General features: G+C 48.9%; 14 protein-coding genes. 12 read left to right on the forward strand and 2 right to left on the reverse strand.

Features of this window, described 5'->3' with window-relative positions; translation table 11 throughout:
• Positions 1–150 precede the first annotated feature (150 nt).
• The 10 genes from N5E87_RS19940 (at position 151) to N5E87_RS19985 (ending at position 12,543) form a co-directional block, all read left to right on the forward strand.
• Positions 151–1,812: a 4Fe-4S binding protein gene (locus N5E87_RS19940; protein WP_176370330.1), complete on the forward strand. Its 1,662-nt coding sequence runs from the start codon at positions 151–153 to the stop codon at positions 1,810–1,812.
• 10 nt (positions 1,813–1,822) lie between these two features.
• Complete coding sequence (locus N5E87_RS19945; RefSeq protein ID WP_086903570.1) at positions 1,823–2,500, forward strand: molecular chaperone TorD family protein; 678 nt, start codon at positions 1,823–1,825, stop codon at positions 2,498–2,500.
• A 167-nt stretch (positions 2,501–2,667) separates the two neighbouring features.
• Complete coding sequence (locus N5E87_RS19950) at positions 2,668–2,865, forward strand: twin-arginine translocation signal domain-containing protein (RefSeq protein ID WP_011074127.1); 198 nt, start codon at positions 2,668–2,670, stop codon at positions 2,863–2,865.
• A 17-nt stretch (positions 2,866–2,882) separates the two neighbouring features.
• A complete protein-coding gene (locus tag N5E87_RS19955; protein WP_086903569.1) occupies positions 2,883–5,732 on the forward strand; it encodes a molybdopterin-dependent oxidoreductase in 2,850 nt (949 codons plus the stop codon).
• 26 nt (positions 5,733–5,758) lie between these two features.
• Positions 5,759–6,355: a formate dehydrogenase FDH3 subunit beta gene (gene fdh3B / locus N5E87_RS19960; protein ID WP_011074129.1), complete on the forward strand. Its 597-nt coding sequence runs from the start codon at positions 5,759–5,761 to the stop codon at positions 6,353–6,355.
• Between the two features lie 49 nt (positions 6,356–6,404).
• Positions 6,405–7,433, forward strand: coding sequence for a formate dehydrogenase subunit gamma (locus N5E87_RS19965; RefSeq protein ID WP_037423454.1), 1,029 nt, complete (start codon positions 6,405–6,407; stop codon positions 7,431–7,433).
• Positions 7,434–7,813: 380 nt separating this feature from the next.
• Positions 7,814–8,014, forward strand: a complete 201-nt coding sequence (locus tag N5E87_RS19970) for a twin-arginine translocation signal domain-containing protein (RefSeq protein ID WP_011624444.1) — start codon at positions 7,814–7,816, stop codon at positions 8,012–8,014.
• Between the two features lie 17 nt (positions 8,015–8,031).
• On the forward strand, positions 8,032–10,884 hold the full coding sequence (locus N5E87_RS19975; protein WP_086903568.1) for a molybdopterin-dependent oxidoreductase: 2,853 nt from the start codon (positions 8,032–8,034) through the stop codon (positions 10,882–10,884).
• 29 nt (positions 10,885–10,913) lie between these two features.
• A complete protein-coding gene (gene fdh3B / locus N5E87_RS19980; RefSeq protein WP_011624446.1) occupies positions 10,914–11,483 on the forward strand; it encodes a formate dehydrogenase FDH3 subunit beta in 570 nt (189 codons plus the stop codon).
• Positions 11,484–11,559: 76 nt separating this feature from the next.
• The gene (locus N5E87_RS19985) at positions 11,560–12,543 is read left to right on the forward strand and encodes a formate dehydrogenase subunit gamma (RefSeq protein WP_086903566.1); all 984 of its coding nucleotides are present in this window, start codon (positions 11,560–11,562) and stop codon (positions 12,541–12,543) included.
• A gap of 80 nt (positions 12,544–12,623) precedes the next feature.
• Here N5E87_RS19985 and N5E87_RS19990 read toward each other — a convergent pair whose 3' ends face one another.
• Positions 12,624–14,681: a TonB-dependent receptor gene (locus N5E87_RS19990; RefSeq protein ID WP_011718644.1), complete on the reverse strand. Its 2,058-nt coding sequence runs from the start codon at positions 14,679–14,681 to the stop codon at positions 12,624–12,626.
• A gap of 43 nt (positions 14,682–14,724) precedes the next feature.
• Here N5E87_RS19990 and N5E87_RS19995 point away from each other — a divergent pair, with 43 nt between their 5' ends.
• A complete protein-coding gene (locus tag N5E87_RS19995) occupies positions 14,725–14,973 on the forward strand; it encodes a hypothetical protein (RefSeq protein WP_041412850.1) in 249 nt (82 codons plus the stop codon).
• A 334-nt stretch (positions 14,974–15,307) separates the two neighbouring features.
• On the forward strand, positions 15,308–16,891 hold the full coding sequence (locus N5E87_RS20000) for a methyl-accepting chemotaxis protein (RefSeq protein ID WP_086903565.1): 1,584 nt from the start codon (positions 15,308–15,310) through the stop codon (positions 16,889–16,891).
• Positions 16,892–16,990: 99 nt separating this feature from the next.
• Here the strand turns inward: N5E87_RS20000 and N5E87_RS20005 are convergent, their stop codons facing one another.
• Positions 16,991–17,920: a bile acid:sodium symporter family protein gene (locus N5E87_RS20005; protein ID WP_011718646.1), complete on the reverse strand. Its 930-nt coding sequence runs from the start codon at positions 17,918–17,920 to the stop codon at positions 16,991–16,993.
• Positions 17,921–18,104: the final 184 nt, after the last annotated feature.

An 18,104-nucleotide genomic window follows, 5' to 3' on the forward strand; every position in this document is an offset into this window, starting at 1 on the left:
TATGTGAATTGCTGTACTAAGGGATAAAAACTTAGATAAAAGCAGAAAAGGCAATGACTTAGTCTCAAATTACCGCCTAAATCTGCAGCAAAACAGCTATAAAAGAGCAGCCAAAGTACTGTTCAGGAACGCAATGTGAGCACTCATTTGATGACCAATCAAACCCAGCTTGCGCTAAAACAAGCGCGGCAAAATGTGTTAGCCCAAACGCAGATTTTACAGAATCTGATCCCGCCAACAGTGAGCTACACCACTGAAGGCACAGTGCTAATTATTGGCCCAGAGGATCTAGCACGCCTCGCAGCGGACAAATTGTCCACTATGGCAAGCCGCGTCATTTTAGCGAACGAAGCGATTACCAGCCAAGATGAAGCACACCTTGAGCGAGTGATGGCTGCCGCCACGAATGTCGAAAGTTACTACAACAAACTGATCGGTATTAAAGGTTTTTTAGGGCAGTTCCAAGTTAGCGTTGAGCATCAAAACGGTGCAGCGGAATTGAGTGTTGTCGCCATTCGTAAACCGCACTTTGACTTGATACTCGATTTAAGCAGCACACCTTGCTTGAATCTTGAAATGCTACCACCGGGTTATTTCTATGTTGGCCAAGACGACATAAAGCTCGCCGATGCACTAGAGCAACTCCCTGAACTGGTAGGGCAATTTGATAAACCTCGTTACGTCAAAATCAATGCCGACCTGTGCGCCCATGACCGCAACGGTATCAACGGCTGTAACCGTTGCCTCAACTTCTGCCCTGCCGATGCAATTAGCAGTGTCGCCAAGAAAATTGAGGTCGATCCTTACCTCTGCCACGGCGCAGGCAGCTGCTCAAGTGCCTGCCCAACGGGTGCGATTGGTTATGACTTACCGACACCACAGGCATTGCATTCTTACCTGAATAAAATTATCAGTCGTTACCGTGAGCAAGCGCAAACAGCACCAGTGATATTGTTCCACGACAACGCGGTTGGTGCGAGCTTGATAGGTGACGACTTAGCCGGGGATGTGCTCCCTGTCGCCCTCGAAGAAATTACCGTTGCCAGCATTGACCATTGGTTAGCTTCGCTGGCTTGGGGCGCACGCCAAGTGTTAATCCTCAATACCGAGGCAACCGCCCCTACGCTCACACAAATGTTGAAAGGTGAACTGGCTTTAGCCAACAGCATTTTAGATGAAATGGGCCAACCGCAGCGCTTGAGTCTTATCGACCCAAGCATGCTGGCGAATTTGGAGCCTCTGCTCGACATCAGCCTCGATTGGCCAGTGATTGTGCCCGGCGCTTTTGCATCCACCAGCAAACGTCACACTCTGTTTGATGCGATTGATCATCTAAACAGCCAAGCGGGTGAAATCAATACTTGTTTAAGTATTAACAACGTTCCCTACGGCAACGTCAGCGTCAATGTCGAGAAATGTACCCTGTGTATGTCCTGTGTGGCGATTTGCCCCACCATGGCATTACAAGATGGTGGCGACAAACCTGCACTACACTTTATTGAGCAAAACTGTGTGCAATGTGGCTTATGTGAGGCGGCTTGCCCTGAAAAGGTCATCAGCCTGACGCCACAAATTAACTTTGATAAAGCTGCTCGTCAGCAATTACAAACCCTGAAAGAAGAAGCCCCGTTCGAATGTATTCGCTGTGGCTCTCCTTTTGCGACCCAATCTATGGTGCATCGGATGCTGGATATGGTCGGCGCGCACAGTGCATTTTCAGCCAATATAGAACGCTTGAAAATGTGTGGTGATTGCCGGGTAAAAGACATGTTTGAAGACATTCTTCAAGATCCTGAAAAGCAACTGCGATAAGAGATCCGCTATGACCGAATCAGTAAGACAAGTATCAGAAAACGATCAGTTGAGAGCCGATATCTATCAACTGTTAGCCGCCCTTTTGCGTCGCCATCCTAGCCCTGAGCTGCTGCAATTTTTGGCCAACCTTGAAATCGATGCCGATGAAGACAATGAGATGACCAAGGCTTGGTTATCTGTACAACTGGCTGCAAAGCAGTTCAGCAGTGAACAATTAGAAGATGAGTATTTTGCCCTGTTCCTCGGTGTGGGTTGTGGCGAAATTCTGCCCTATGGCAGTTGGTTTATGACTGGCTCATTAATGGACAAACCCTTAGCACTGCTGCGCCAAGACTTAATGCAACTCGGTTTTGAACGTGAAGAAAACGTCAAAGAACCCGAGGATCATGTAGCCGCTCTGTGCGAAGTCATGGGTACGCTTATTCTTGAAGCCCCAGGCTACCGTCAGCTGGCGTTTTATCAGCGCCACATGGGCAGTTGGATTCAGCGCTTCTGCGACGCCGTCAGCAAAGCCCCGAGCGCAGCGTTTTATGCCACGGTTGCCCATCTTGCTAAGGCATTTTTCGAGATGGAAGCCACCGAATTTGAACAACTGAGTTTAGACATTCCCGTCAATTGCCCCGGCAGTGCGGAGTTACAACCCGCCGCCAGCGATTTAGAAAAACAAGTGGAATTAATGAACTAAACTTAAAACGGTTAGCGATACGCAGATTCAATGCCTGTCGCGTTTTAGTTTGATAGGCAAAGGTGGACTTAAGGTTCACCTTTGCCACAAAAAGGAAGCTTAGGCTTCCACAGTAACCGAGGTGGTCGTGGTATGCATCACCTCACCCAGTAACACAAGGAGACACTATGAAGAAGCAAGCTTCCGACATGGGCCGCCGTCAACTGCTCAAAGCATTAGCACTCGGCAGTGCGGCTGGCGCGGTAGCGACTGTGAGTAGCCAAGCATTGGCTGCGACCCCCACTGTTGCCCCAAGCGAACCTAAGAGTGACAACTATCGCGAAACCGACCATATCCGTAATTACTATGCGTCGTTGAACAACTAACCAGAGGAGTGTGTGTGATGCGATTAACCCGCAAAACAGACCAAGTTGTCGAGCCTAAAGCGCCCGCCCTCGGTCTCAATCGTCGCCAATTTTTAAAATCGGCAGGTCTTGCCACTGGTGGTATTGCTGCAGCGTCAATGCTAGGTACTGGCATGATGCGTAAAGCAGAAGCCAAAGATATCCCCCACAATGCACCGACCGAAGTTAAGCGTACCATTTGCTCTCACTGCGCTGTGGGTTGTGGTATCTATGCTGAAGTACAAAACGGTGTGTGGACAGGCCAAGAACCCGCATTTGACCATCCATTCAACCAAGGCGGTCACTGTGCTAAAGGTGCAGCTCTGCGTGAGCACGGCCATGGCGAAAAACGCCTGAAATACCCAATGAAGTTAGAAGGCGGTAAGTGGAAGAAGATCTCTTGGGATCAAGCCATCAATGAAGTGGGTGATAAAATGACTGCGATTCGTCAAGAATCGGGTCCAGACTCTATCTACTTCATGGGTAGTGCTAAGTTCTCTAACGAACAGGCTTATTTATATCGCAAACTCGCGGCACTGTGGGGCACAAACAACGTCGACCACTCAGCCCGTATTTGTCACTCTACCACGGTAGCCGGTGTTGCTAACACTTGGGGCTACGGTGCGCAAACCAACTCGTTAAACGATATCCGCAACTCTAAGTGCATCATGTTCGTGGGTTCAAACCCAAGTGAAGCACACCCTGTCGCCATGCAACACATTCTGGTGGCCAAAGAGCGCGGCGCTAAGATTATCGTTGTTGACCCACGTTTCACCCGTACTGCAGCTAAGTCTGACGAGTACGTGCATATCCGCCCAGGTACCGATATCCCCTTCATCTATGGCCTGTTATGGCACATTTTTGAAAACGGCTGGGAAGATAAAGAGTTCATCAATCAACGTGTTTACGGCATGGAACGTATTCGCGATGAAGTGAAAAAATATACCCCTGAAGAAGTCGAAAACGTTGCAGGCGTGCCTAAGGCTCAAATGTACCGTATCGCAAAAATGTTAGCAGAGACCAAACCAGGCACTATCGTATGGTGTATGGGCGGTACTCAGCACCACGTCGGTAACGCCAACACCCGTTCATACTGTATTTTACAGTTAGCGCTGGGCAACATGGGCGTGTCTGGCGGCGGTACCAACATTTTCCGCGGTCACGATAACGTGCAAGGTGCAACAGACTTTGGTCTGTTATTCGACAACTTACCCGGTTACTACGGCTTAACCTCAGGCGCTTGGGCTCACTGGTCTGGCGTTTGGGACTTAGATCCAAAATGGGTTGCAGGCCGTTTCGACCAAGGCGAATACTTAGGTCAAACCCCACAAACCTCAACGGGTATCCCCTGCTCTCGCTGGCACGATGGTGTACTCGAAGATAAAACCAAGATCGCGCAGAAGGACAATATCCGTCTGGCGTTCTTCTGGGGTCAATCAGTTAACACCGAAACCCGTGGCCGTGAAGTGCGTGAAGCGCTGAACAAGTTAGATACTGTGGTCGTTGTTGACCCAATCCCAACCATGGCTGGTGTGATGCACCAACGTAAAGACGGGGTATATCTGCTACCCGCAGCCACGCAGTTTGAAACCTACGGTTCAGTGTCAGCCACTAACCGTTCAATTCAATGGCGCTCTAAAGTGATTGAGCCATTGTTTGAGTCACTGCCTGACCACGTGATCATGTACAAACTGGCGAAAAAGCTGGGTATCGAAAAAGAATTCTGTAAGCACATCCAAGTCAATGGCGAAGAGCCATTAATTGAAGATGTGACTCGCGAGTTCAACAAAGGTATGTGGACCGTCGGTTACACAGGTCAAAGCCCAGAACGTTTGAAAATGCACCAAGAAAACTGGGGCACTTTCGATGTGAATAGCCTGACCGCACCGGGCGGCCCAGCTAAAGGCGAAGTCTACGGCTTACCTTGGCCATGTTGGGGTACGCCAGAAATGAAACACCCTGGTACCCAAATTCTTTACGATCAATCTAAAGAAGTGAAAGACGGCGGCGGTACTTTCCGTGCCCGTTACGGTGTTGAACACAATGGCGTTAGCATTCTTGCCGACGGTTCATTCTCTAAAGGCAGTGAAATTCAAGATGGTTATCCTGAGTTTACCGCCGACATGCTCAAGCAATTGGGTTGGTGGGATGACTTAACCGAAGACGAGAAGAAACTGGCCGAAGGCAAAAACTGGAAGACAGACCTGTCTGGCGGTATCCAACGTGTTGCTATCAAGCACGGCTGTATTCCTTTCGGTAACGCGAAAGCACGTTGTATCGTGTGGACTTTCCCAGATGATATCCCACTGCACCGCGAGCCACTCTACACTCCTCGTCGTGACTTAGTCGCTAAATACCCAACCTACGAAGACCGTATGGTTGCGCGTCTACCGACTCTGTATAAGTCAATTCAGGATAAGGACTTTACCCAAGGCTTCCCACTGACACTGACCTCTGGTCGTTTAGTGGAATACGAAGGTGGTGGTGAAGAATCTCGTTCTAACCCTTGGTTAGCCGAGCTACAACAAGAAATGTTTATCGAAATGAACCCGGCAGACGCTGCTGACCGTGGTATTCGTGACGGTGACAATGTCTTCGTTCATAGCCCTGAAGGCGCCAAGATCACAGTGAAGGCAATGGTGACGCCACGGGTTGTACCGGGTGAATGTTTTATGCCGTACCACTTCGCAGGGGTATTTGAAGGCGAAAGCCTAGCGAAAAACTATCCAGAAGGCACTGTGCCTTATGTGATAGGTGAGTCGGCAAACACCATTTTAACTTACGGCTATGACGTTGTGACTCAGATGCAAGAAACGAAGTCCAGCTTGTGCCAGATAAGCAAAGCCTAACCAACTTGATGAGGAGATAAGCCATTATGGCAGTCATGAAATTTTTGTGTGACACCAAACGCTGCATCGAGTGTAACGGCTGCGTCACAGCATGTAAAAACGAAAACGACTCCGCGCTGGAGTGGGGTATTCAACGTCGCCGCGTGGTGACAATTAACGATGGTCAACCAGGTGAAGCATCGATTTCAGTCGCATGTATGCACTGTACCGACGCTCCTTGCATGGCCGTATGTCCGGCAGATTGTTTCTACCGTACTGACGATGGCATTGTGCTGCACAACAAAGATACCTGTATCGGTTGTGGTTACTGCTTCTATGCCTGTCCATTCGGTGCACCGCAATTTCCGAAGAAAACCGCCTTTGGTAGCCGCGGTAAAATGGATAAGTGTACCTTCTGCGCCGGTGGCCCAGAAGAAACCTTCTCCGAAGCCGAGCACAAGAAATACGGTGCCAACCGTATTGCTGAAGGCAAGCTACCTATGTGTGCAGAGCTTTGTGCAACTAAAGCACTGCTCGCTGGCGATGCGGAAGTGGTATCAAACATTTACCGTCAACGTATGGCATCTCGAGGCAATCCTAACGTGATTTGGGGCTACAACCCAAAAACCGGTGAGATTAACTAAGCAGAGTGAAGGTTAGGGAGTGATCCCTAACCTCTGGCAAGGAGTGAAAATGTTAAACAAACAGTTAAACAAATCACTGCGCAGTCTGTTTGCTCTGATGGTACTCGTGATGGGATTGGGACTTGGCTCAGTCATGAGCGCAGGCTCAGTACTGGCAAGTGATCAGCAATCGAGCCAACAGCAGGCGAAAGCGCAAACCAGCGAAGCCGATCTGTGGCGTGCGGTAAAGTCGGGTGAAACTGGCTATACCACGGCCAAAGGGGTCGAAACTGGGGTATTGATTAACGTTGCCGGTAACCAAGGTAAAGAAATAAGGAATCAATATATCACCCCGATTATGGCCTTGGCCGTGACGGGTGTGTTTGGTGCTTTCTTACTGTTTTATCTGGTGAATGGTCCTTCAAAACTCAGCCACGGTTTCTCGGGCAAGATGGTTGTACGTTGGTCAAAGGCAGATTTGTGGATCCATTGGATCATGGCAATTAGCTGTCTTGCACTGATGTTTACTGGCTTAACTATTATGCTCGGTAAGCATGTCGTGCAGGAGCTGCTTGGGCCAGATATCTGGGCACCACTGATCTACGGTAGTAAAACTGTGCATGACTGGGCTGGCCCCGTCTTTATCATGGCGTGGATTGTCTGCGTAGTGAAATGGATGCCACTTCAAACCTTTAAGATGTACGATCTTAAATGGTTCTTAGTGGTCGGTGGCTATATCAACTTTGGCCCATTCAAAGGTAAACACCCTGACAGTGGTTTTGCCAACGCCGGTGAGAAAATGTGGTTCTGGACACTGACCCTATTCGGGCTGTTTATCAGTGTATCTGGCATCATGTTGGTATTACCCGGCTTAGACCTACCCCGTGAAGCCTCGATGGGCGCGCTGCTGATCCACTCGATCAGTGCCGTTATCCTGATTGCCTTTACCATAGTGCATATCTGGATGGCGACCGTACTCAGTGAAGGCGGTATGGAGTGCATGAAGTCAGGCTATTGTGACGAAAACTGGGCTATCCAGCACCACAATTTATGGTATGACGAAATCAAAGCTAACGGCAGTCTGCGTTATAAAGACTAACTAAAGCCTGAAGCTTTACCCCAATAAAAACACCTCGCAGTGCGGGGTGTTTTTTTACCTAGACTCCAAACAACAACTCATTAACAAGCGTTTCATTTTTATCCGAAAACCGACCCATTTTTGCGTGTTCACACAAGTGCTGAAACCATGAGCGAGTTAACGCTTTTGCATCAGCACGCCTGCCTGTCCGGCTGCAAACTGTTCTAGATCAAATCCTACTCAATCTTTTCCTACTATATTGCCCTCACGCGCGATGATTAACGGCAAGCAAGATGATTTCATTATCTTTTCCACCTCTAATCTTCACTTTTTGATAACAAGTTTAATCCCTCGAAAAGTCGCGCCATCCAAGAACCATAACCCCTCATTCAGGAGTCAGCATGAAGCAACAACCTAGCGATTTATCTCGCCGTTCTTTGCTTAAAGCACTCACCGTTGGCAGCGTTGCCGGCGCCGCAATTGCCGCTACCGGCATGAGCGCAGCCCAAGCCAGCGAGAGCAGCAAGGTAACAACTAAAGAGCCTAAGGGTTACCACGAAACTGCGCACATTATCAGCTATTACGATAGCCTGCGTAGCTAATCTAGGAGAAGTCAGCGATGAAGTTAACTCGCAAGTCCGATGTCGCCCAAGTGGCCGACAAACCGACGTTAGGCATTAGCCGTCGTCAATTTATGAAGCAAGCAGGTATTACTACTGGTGGTATCGCAGCCGCTTCTCTGATGGGTACAGGCATGATGCGCCGCGCAGAAGCCAAAGATGTGCCACACGACGCGCCGATCGAAGTTAAACGTACGATTTGTAGTGCCTGTGCTGTGGGTTGTGGTCTGTATGCCGAAGTGCAAAATGGCGTGTGGACAGGTCAAGAACCCGCGTTCGATCACCCATTCAATGCCGGCGGTCACTGCGCGAAAGGTGCTGCACTGCGTGAGCATGGCCACGGTGAAAAACGCCTGAAATACCCAATGAAATTGGTTGATGGCAAGTGGAAAAAAATCTCTTGGGAAGATGCGATTAACGAAGTGGGCGACCAAATGCTCAACATTCGTAAAGAATCTGGCCCAGACTCTGTGTACTTCATGGGTAGCGCTAAGTTCTCTAACGAAGGCTGCTATATGTACCGCAAACTGGCGGCCATGTGGGGCACAAACAACGTCGACCACTCTGCTCGTATTTGTCACTCTACCACGGTAGCCGGTGTTGCTAACACTTGGGGTTACGGTGCGCAAACTAACTCTTTCAACGACATTCAGAATGCCAATGCCATCTTCCTGATCGGGGCAAACCCAGCAGAAGCGCATCCGGTTTCAATGCAACACATTCTGATCGCCAAAGAGAAAAACAACGCGAAAATCATCGTTGTTGACCCACGTTTCTCTCGCACAGCGGCGCACTCAGATCTGCACTGTGCAATTCGTCCTGGTACTGATATTCCGTTTATCTACGGTATGTTATGGCACATTTTCGAAAACGGTTGGGAAGATAAAACCTTTATCCAACAACGCGTATTCGAGATGGAAACCATCCGCGAAGAAGTGAAAAAGTTCCCACCTAAAGAAGTGGCGGATATCACTGGCGTGAGCGAAGAAGTGGTTTATCAAGCCGCAAAACTGATGGCAGAAAACCGTCCGGGTACTGTGATTTGGTGTATGGGTGGTACTCAGCACCATGTCGGTAACGCTAACACTCGTGCTTACTGTATTCTGCAATTAGCCTTAGGCAACATGGGCGTTTCTGGCGGCGGCACTAACATTTTCCGTGGCCACGACAACGTACAGGGCGCGACTGACTTAGGTCTGCTGTTCGACAACCTGCCTGGCTACTACGGTTTAACCTCAGCCGCTTGGACTCACTGGACCCATGTGTGGGATCTGGATATGGAGTGGGTGAAGAGCCGCTTCGATCAAAACGCCTACTTAGGCAAAGATCCAATGACCACCCCAGGTATTCCTTGTTCTCGCTGGCACGATGGCGTGTTAGAAGATAAGAGCAAGCTGGCACAGAAAGACAATATCCGTATGGCCTTCTTCTGGGGTCAATCGGTCAACACTGAAACCCGTCAACGTGAAGTGCGTGATGCCTTAGACAAGATGGACACAGTCGTGGTTGTCGACCCATTCCCAACCATGGCGGGTGTTATGCACCGTCGTAAGAATGGCGTGTATCTGTTACCTGCTGCGACTCAGTTTGAAACTCAAGGTTCAGTGTCTAACTCAGGCCGTTCTATCCAATGGCGTGAGCAGGTTATCCAACCTTTATTCGAGTCAAAAACCGACATCGAGATCATGTACCGTTTAGCGCAAAAACTCGGTATCGCCGAGCAATACACTAAACGCATCGCCAAAGAAAACGGCTTACCAGTTATCGAAGAGATCACCCGCGAAATCAACCGCGGCATGTGGACCATCGGTATGACAGGTCAAAGCCCTGAGCGTATCAAGCTGCACACCCAAAACTGGGGCACTTTCAGCAACAAGACGCTCGAAGCCGCCGGCGGCCCAGCTAAAGGCGAAACCTACGGTTTACCTTGGCCATGTTGGGGCACACCAGAAGCTAAACACCCTGGTACCCAAATTCTGTATAACCAATCCAAACACGTTAAAGACGGCGGTGGTAACTTCCGCGCTCGTTATGGCGTTGAATACAATGGTAAAAACCTGCTGGCTGAAGGCTCTTTCTCTAAAGGTGCCGAGATCCAAGACGGTTACCCAGAATTTACCGACAAGCTGCTGAAGCAACTCGGTTGGTGGGATGACCTGACTGCGGAAGAAAAAGCCGAAGCTGAAGGCCGCAACTGGAAGACCGACTTATCAGGCGGTATCGTGCGCGTGGCAATTAAGCACGGTTGTATTCCATTTGGTAACGCGAAAGCCCGTTGTATTGTTTGGACTTTCCCAGACCAAGTGCCAGTTCACCGCGAGCCGTTATACACAGCACGCCGTGACTTAGTGGCTAAATACCCAACCTACGACGACATGCAAGTTCATCGTCTGCCAACACTGTACAAGTCAATCCAAGAGAAAGACTTCAGCGGCAAGTACCCACTGGTACTGACCTCTGGTCGTTTAGTGGAATACGAAGGTGGTGGTGAAGAATCTCGTTCTAACCCATGGCTGGCTGAGCTTCAACAGGAAATGTTTGTTGAAATCAACCCTGGTGACGCAGCCGACCGCGGTATCCGCAACGGTGAGTTTGTGTGGTTAGAGGGCGCCGAAGGTGGCCGCATTAAAGTACAAGCCATGGTAACGCCACGCGTTAAACCAGGTGTGACCTTTATGCCATACCACTTTGCGGGTGTGATGCACGGTGAAAGCTTAGCGCCTAACTATCCTGAGGGCACTGTGCCTTACGTTATCGGTGAATCCGCTAACACGGCACTGACCTATGGTTATGACCCTGTGACTCAAATGCAGGAAACCAAAGCGTCGCTCTGTCAGATCGTTAAAGCGTAAGTGCAGCTTAAGCTAGGAGAATTGCCACTATGGCTACAATGAAATTTTTGTGTGACACCAAGCGCTGCATCGAATGTAACGGCTGTGTCACCGCATGTAAAAACGAAAACGATTCCGCTCTCGAGTGGGGAATCCAACGCCGCCGCGTCGTGACTATCAACGATGGTCAACCCGGTGAAGCTTCAATCTCTGTCGCCTGTATGCATTGCTCAGACGCGCCATGTATGGCAGTTTGCCCAGCAAACTGCTTCTACAAAACCGAAGACGGCATTGTGCTACACAACAAAGATGCCTGTATTGGTTGCGGTTACTGCTTGTACGCCTGTCCATTTGGCGCACCACAGTTCCCGAAAAAAGGTGCCTTTGGTAGCCGCGGTAAGATGGATAAATGTACCTTCTGTGCCGGCGGCCCAGAAGAAAACCACTCAGAGGCAGAGCGCCAGAAGTACGGTTCAAACCGTATTGCCGAAGGCAAACTGCCAATGTGCGCAGAACTATGTGCGACTAAGGCCCTGTTAGCGGGTGATGCAGAAGTGGTTTCTAGCATCTTCCGTGAGCGAGTGGCTTACCGTGGCGCTAAAAACGCGGCTTGGAATTAATTCAGGTCACAGGATCTGTCCACAGACTTAGCTTGGCGCCTGCTAGCAGGCGCCACTAAGCGAGAGAGGATGTATGATGAACAAATGGTTCAAACACATAGGTTTAGCCATTGCACTACTATTTAGTGCCGTGTGTCTAGCCAATGGTGGTGATGAACAGGCGCTCCAACCTCAAGCCTCTGATGCCCAAATTTGGGCACAGCTGAAGGACGGCGCCACGGGATACACTACCTCCCAAAGCGAGTTCCACGCACAACCGATCAATACCTATGATCTGCGCGTGCTGGAGCTGCGTAGCGACTGGTTAGCGCCGGCCTTAATGGCGGCGTTATTCGGCATGATCATTATCTTTGTCTTATTTATCAAGGTGAACGGCATCTCCAAGCTACACCATGGTTTTTCGGGCAAGCTAGTGTATCGCTGGTCAAAGTTTGACGTTTCAATCCACTGGTTAGGCGCGATCCCGTGCTTAATGCTGATTTTAACGGGCTTAACCTTATTAGCGGGTCGTTTCTTCTTCCAACCTTGGTTGGGCGAAGGCATCTGGGAAGCCATCGTTTATGGCGCCAAGCAAATCCACGATGTGATGGCGATTCCGTTTATGATCGGCTGGGCATTGATGACAGTGTTATGGGCGAAGAACCAGCTGCCAAAAATGTACGACGTGAAGTGGTTCCTCGTTGTGGGTGGTTACATCAACTTTGGCCCCTTCAAAGGTAAGCACCCTGACGCAGGTTTTGCTAACGCCGGTGAAAAAATGTGGTTCTGGGCCTTTGCCCTGTTTGGATTAGTGATTTCAGCCTCAGGCATGTTGTTACTGTTCCCAAATCTTTTCGAACCTAGCCGCACCTTAAGCTTAATCGCGCTGGTATTGCACTCAGTGAGCGCTATCGTGATCTGCGCCTTCTCTATCGTGCATATCTTTATGGCAACGGTAATGTCTGAAGGCGGTATGGAGTGTATGGTGTCTGGTTATTGTGATGAAAACTGGGCAACCCAACACCACAACCTGTGGTACGACGAAATCAAAGCCAACGGCACTTTGAAATATAAAGAGTAAAAGTCGCTGAAAACAAAAAACCTCCACAGCATGCTGTGGAGGTTTTTTTATCGGTAAAATAAGTGCGTCAAATCGAGCGCTTAGAAGCGGTACATCACAGATACACCGAGATTTCTAGGGTCGATAATCGCCGCATAACCATCGGGATAACTGCGGCTAGCGGGTTCATTTACCGTCAACGCTTGCTCATCAAACAGGTTGTTTACAAAGCCGCTGATTCTCCAGCTATCGGTTTGATAATCGAGGCTTAAGCGGGCAACAACATAATCGCCAGCCACCCGTGATTCAGTATTATTGATATCCGCATAATACTCACCTACGTAGTTACCTGAAAAACCGAAAGAAAACGCATCGCCCAACCAATATTTTAAGCCCGCATTGGCGGTCACATGCGGCGCCGAGTTCAGCTGATTGCCGATAATGTCGCCATAACTAGGATCCGCTTGCTTGGTCTCACTATCGAGTAAACCTACGCCCGAAATAAACTGCAGGTTTTCGGTGAGCATAGCGCTGAATTCAGCCTCAATACCGTAGCTGACCGCTTTATCGATATTGGTAATTTTGCGGGCGCTGTTAGAGGCTTGGTAACCGTCGAAATCGTTGTAGAACAGGTTGGCACTAAAGTTAACATCGCCATCCATAAACGCGCTGCGACTGCTGATTTCATAGGTATTAACGTACTCTTCGTCGTAGTAGTAATACTCACTTTCGGCTAACGACAACGCACCGCCACCCGAGTTATAACCGCGACGCACGCTGGCCGCTAAAGTTGTGCTGTCATTCAGCGCATATTGCAGCACTAACTTCGGCAGGGTAACGGTATTGGCATTATCGAGTTTTTCCCGCAATTGGCTGCCTTGATAGAGCATATTGAAGTTACGCAATTGCTCCTCACGCATCACGCGGCCACCGAATGTGACCCAGAGAGATTCGGCAAGGCCATAGGTCATCTCACCATAAATGGAGGTGGATTCAGTGCTGTCATCCCCACTGTAAACAGAGCTGCCAGTACTACCAAAATCTTGATCGCGTTTAAAATAGGCTAAACCCACAAAGCCGTTGAAATCTTTATCTTTTAGACCAAAGCTGTACTTACCATCGACGGTGTAACTCTGGTCATTCATATCAACATATTGCTGCGCCGTGGCGAGAGCCTCATAGGATTCAAAGCCCCAGTCATAATCCATATAAGCGACGATGAGATCGAAGGCGCGGCCTTCACCGAGGTCATAATCGACTTTCACTGAGTGAGTCGTGGATTTAGTCTCGATATAACGTTGGAAAATAGGCTTAAACGCCCAAGGATCATCGCCGGTAAAATAGTTGCGCCCAGAGTCACCTTTCTCATCATTGTATGAAAAGCTATAGAGCACTTTGAGATCTTCAATCGCACTCGGCTGCCACAGGAATTTACCGCGCCAGCGATTGGTGATCAGTTCATTGAGGTCGAATGGGGCTGGATTTGTCTCATATTCCAAGCCTTTATTGAAGGTATTCCCTGTCACATTTTGTCCGCTCACCCTAAACGCCAACTCATCATCGAGAATCGGGCCTGAGAGCATAACGGCGCTATCGATAAAGTTATCTTGATTGCGATAACCGACACGAGCCGCACCTTGCCAATCGAAGGTGGGGTCTTCCGTTTTAATAAACACTGTGCCGCCAATGCTGTTACGACCGTTAATTGTCGATTGCGGACCGCGGTACACCTCAATTTGTTGGATATCCCACAGACCAGTATCACCAGTAAGATCGGCCACAAAAGGTTCGGCAACTCCATCGACTAAGGTGGATACCCGCGCCCGAGCACCGCCGGTAAAAGAGTTAAATCCAGAGGCAGAACCATTACCAGAAACCCCACGGATATCCGGCACAGATCCCGTAAGCACCACCACGTTAGGCACTTCAGATAAGGCACTCGAGGTAGATTGATATTGACCGCTGTCGAGCGCGTCTTTATCGATAACCGAAATAGAGGAAGTCGTATCCTTAAGGCTACGCTCGATTTTCTCACCATAAACAGTTATCTTTTCAATCGGTTCAGAAGATTCTGCGTCCACAGCAGCGTAAGCTGAGGACATCACTAAACTCGAAACCATTACTGCAATTGCACTTTTCTTAAACGCCCTGCATTCCATAAAAACCTCGACGGCACTCATTGATAAACGGTGTTAGCTTGAAATGCCGACAATCTACATTAAAACAACCTTAAATCCAGATGATAACCAATATCATTTACATTCTACTTATGACTTTGTGACCGAACGCAAATTCGTAGGAATGAGAGATAAACAATTGAGCAAGGAACAATTGTCACTCGCTTTGACAGACGAGGACGCATTGACGCCTCAGTTTTTTGCAGAGATTTGGCGGGCTTTGATTCGAGCGAAAGCACGTGGCGTTTGGTTGTTCAGCCCCAACGTGCGATAGCACCATGGATACACTTATAAACATTTGTAAGTTTTGCGATCTGCCTCACAATCGCTTTTTGCACTGTTAATAGGCTGTAGAGTGACTGCTACATCACTTTATTTTCACCATGAAAATCAATCAACTGAGAATACTTTGATTTTTACTTACATAACATCTGGCAACCACTGCACCATTCCCAATTAACACGGTAAAAACAATCCCTTTTAAAACATACCACTATAGCTAAAACGCTCAAAATGTCGCCTTGCCGCGGCCTAAACCCAAGCGTTAAAATGGGTTCAATGTGTAATTTAATTACACCCCGTCTTGATTAATACCCCAGTAGGCCACCATGTTTAACAATGCAAAAACCAGCACATTGACGGCGCTGCCTTCAGTGTTTGCGAGTATTTTATTGATCATTATCGGCATTTCCTCCTATCGGGGCTTTGCTGAACTCAATGACACCAGCAGCAGACTAGTTAACAACACCCAACTCGCCGAAACCTTCACCAATGTGCGTGAAGCTTTCTTCGAGTTGCGCTTAGCCACATTAGTCCATAACAGCGACGCCATCAGCTTGCAGCAACGCAATGTGCAGCAGCTTGTCGAGCAACTCGCAGGATTTAACACCGATTTTATGGGGCAAGATGCTAGAACAATCCGCACACTATTGCCGCAAATCGAGCAATATGTGCGTCTCTATCAGCAGGAGTTAGCCTACGCCAAACAAACGGGCACCGAGCCTGAACTCACACCAGAACGCGGCGCACTTGGGCCCAAAGTCAGTAATGAGATCAATCAATTAGTCAAATTGATCACCCAACGCAACCATGAACTAGGCAAACAGGCAGAAGACAAAGTCAATGCCACCGAAGCGCTGCTCCTTGGCCTAATCCTAGTTGCCATTGTCGCGTCCCTGCTAAGCGCCCTGTTTATGAGCAGACGTTTAGTCAATATCGTTCATCAAATCAAGCGGGTTGTAGAACACCTTGCCGATGGCGATCTCACCCAGAAGACTCAAATCAGTGGGCAAAACGAACTCTGTGCGCTCGGCGCCGATCTTGATCGAGTGATTGACCACTTGCGCCATATGATTTCCGATATTGCCCAGGCCTCTGAACATATGTCGGATCAAATTGGTCAGTTGAATGTGCAGTCCAATGCCAATACCCATGCATTGCAAACCCACGCGGTAGAAACCGACCAAGTGGTGACGGCCATGACCGAAATGAGTGCAACTGCCCATAACGTTGCCGGTGATGCCGCCTCTGCCGCACGCTTTACCCAGCAGGCAAATGAACAGGCTGATAAGTCGAAAAAGGCTGTCGAACAGGCGGCAAATACTGTCGTCGCCTTAGTTGGTAAGGTCGATACCGCCGCTCACACCATCGCGGAAATGAATGAAAACACCCGCCATATCGCCACCATCTTAGATGTGATTGGAGATATCGCCGACCAAACCAACTTACTCGCCCTTAACGCCGCCATCGAAGCCGCCCGCGCCGGTGAACAAGGTCGAGGCTTTGCCGTCGTCGCCGACGAAGTACGCGCCCTTGCCGCTCGCACCCAAGCGAGCACGGCCGAGATCAATCAAATGCTAGAACGCCTGCGCACGGGTGCTAACAGCGCCGTTAATGCGATGGATGAGACTAAACAGAGTTGCCAAGATGCAGCGGACACCACCACGTTGGTGACTGAAAGCTTGGAAACCTTGACCACTTATGTATTTGATATTAATGGATTGAGCAATCAAATCGCCACCGCCGCCGAAGAACAAAGCGCCGTCAGTGAAGAGATTAATCGTAACTTGAATACCATTCGCGAAATGGTTGAAGAATTAAATCAAAGTGGTAAAGCGACCCTCAATAGCGCGACCTCCTTGGCCGCCACGAAAGAACAGCTAACAGGCGTAGTCTCGCATTTTAGACTCTAATTCGAGTCAGCTAAGTCGTTACAATGGCCTAATATCGCAAGATGTTAGGCCGAACTTTTTTAGAGCAATGCATAAAGCCTTAAATAAACATCTAATGGTTTATTCCAATCCATCGCTCTGTTTCTTCTGCTCTAAGCTCGCCCAATATCCTGCCAACATCGCACCTGAAAGGTTATGCCAAATCGAGAAAATCGCGCTGGGGACGGCGGAGAGCGGGCTAAAAAACTTGATGCATAATGCGGTCGCAAGGCCTGAGTTTTGCAACCCCACCTCAATCGAAATGGTTTTACATACTGTATGGTTAAAGCCGAGCAAGCGGCAGCAGGTATAACCCAAGGCGAGTCCCAAACCATTATGTAGAAACACCGCGAGTAAAATCACAGGCCCCACCTGCGAAAATTGCCCTGCATTTAGGGCCACAATAATGCTGATGGCCAGTACAATCGCCACGATAGAAATGATGGGCAATGCGGGGGCAAGTTTAGCCACTTGCGGTTTAAAGAAGTGATTCAACACCACACCCACAGTCACAGGGATAAGCACGATTTTAACGAGACTGACTAGCATATCCATTAAAGGAATGGCGACCATCTCACCGATTAATAGCTCAATAATCAAGGGAGTGAGCACCACACCCGCTAAGGTGGATAGCGCAGTCATAGTGATAGATAAGGCGACATCGCCCTTGGCCAAATAGCAAATCACGTTCGATGCAGTGCCACCCGCCACACTCCCCACCAACACCATGCCTATGGTCAATTCCCGATTGAACCCTAATAGTAAACTAATGGCTAAGGCGCTTAAGGGCATCAGGGTAAATTGCAAGATTAAGCCAGTGATAACGGCACGTTTCTGTTTGAATGCATAGGCAAAATCCCGCACATCTAAGGTCAGTCCCATAGATAACATAATCACCACCAGCAACGGCACTATGCTGGTTTTCAATCCGCTAAACCATGCGGGCATCAAATACGCCGTACCCGCCCCGAGTAAGGCAAATAGCGGAAAAAAGCGGTTGATATTAACCAATGGGGATCCTCCAAGATTTCAGGCGGTTTGGGGAGATTAAGCAATGTCCGCAGGGATAATGACAGCCAGATACCCTCAGTACAAGTCAAAATGCCCACAAGTAAGAAGCTCAACTTTTTATCATTTCAGTCTTTCGATTGAGCACTAAAGTTAATCGCTCAAATTCAATAACAAACAGCCAAAA

It is taken from the genome of Shewanella sp. GD03713, assembly GCF_029843705.1.
Taxonomy (GTDB): domain Bacteria; phylum Pseudomonadota; class Gammaproteobacteria; order Enterobacterales; family Shewanellaceae; genus Shewanella.

Coding starts and splice junctions, on each gene's coding strand:
- N5E87_RS19940 (WP_176370330.1), top strand. CDS start 151: ATGACCAATCAAACCCAGCTTGCGCTAAAACAAGCGCGGCAAAATGTG.
- N5E87_RS19945 (WP_086903570.1), top strand. CDS start 1,823: ATGACCGAATCAGTAAGACAAGTATCAGAAAACGATCAGTTGAGAGCC.
- N5E87_RS19950 (WP_011074127.1), top strand. CDS start 2,668: ATGAAGAAGCAAGCTTCCGACATGGGCCGCCGTCAACTGCTCAAAGCA.
- N5E87_RS19955 (WP_086903569.1), top strand. CDS start 2,883: ATGCGATTAACCCGCAAAACAGACCAAGTTGTCGAGCCTAAAGCGCCC.
- fdh3B (WP_011074129.1), top strand. CDS start 5,759: ATGGCAGTCATGAAATTTTTGTGTGACACCAAACGCTGCATCGAGTGT.
- N5E87_RS19965 (WP_037423454.1), top strand. CDS start 6,405: ATGTTAAACAAACAGTTAAACAAATCACTGCGCAGTCTGTTTGCTCTG.
- N5E87_RS19970 (WP_011624444.1), top strand. CDS start 7,814: ATGAAGCAACAACCTAGCGATTTATCTCGCCGTTCTTTGCTTAAAGCA.
- N5E87_RS19975 (WP_086903568.1), top strand. CDS start 8,032: ATGAAGTTAACTCGCAAGTCCGATGTCGCCCAAGTGGCCGACAAACCG.
- fdh3B (WP_011624446.1), top strand. CDS start 10,914: ATGGCTACAATGAAATTTTTGTGTGACACCAAGCGCTGCATCGAATGT.
- N5E87_RS19985 (WP_086903566.1), top strand. CDS start 11,560: ATGAACAAATGGTTCAAACACATAGGTTTAGCCATTGCACTACTATTT.
- N5E87_RS19990 (WP_011718644.1), bottom strand. CDS start 14,681: ATGGAATGCAGGGCGTTTAAGAAAAGTGCAATTGCAGTAATGGTTTCG.
- N5E87_RS19995 (WP_041412850.1), top strand. CDS start 14,725: ATGCCGACAATCTACATTAAAACAACCTTAAATCCAGATGATAACCAA.
- N5E87_RS20000 (WP_086903565.1), top strand. CDS start 15,308: ATGTTTAACAATGCAAAAACCAGCACATTGACGGCGCTGCCTTCAGTG.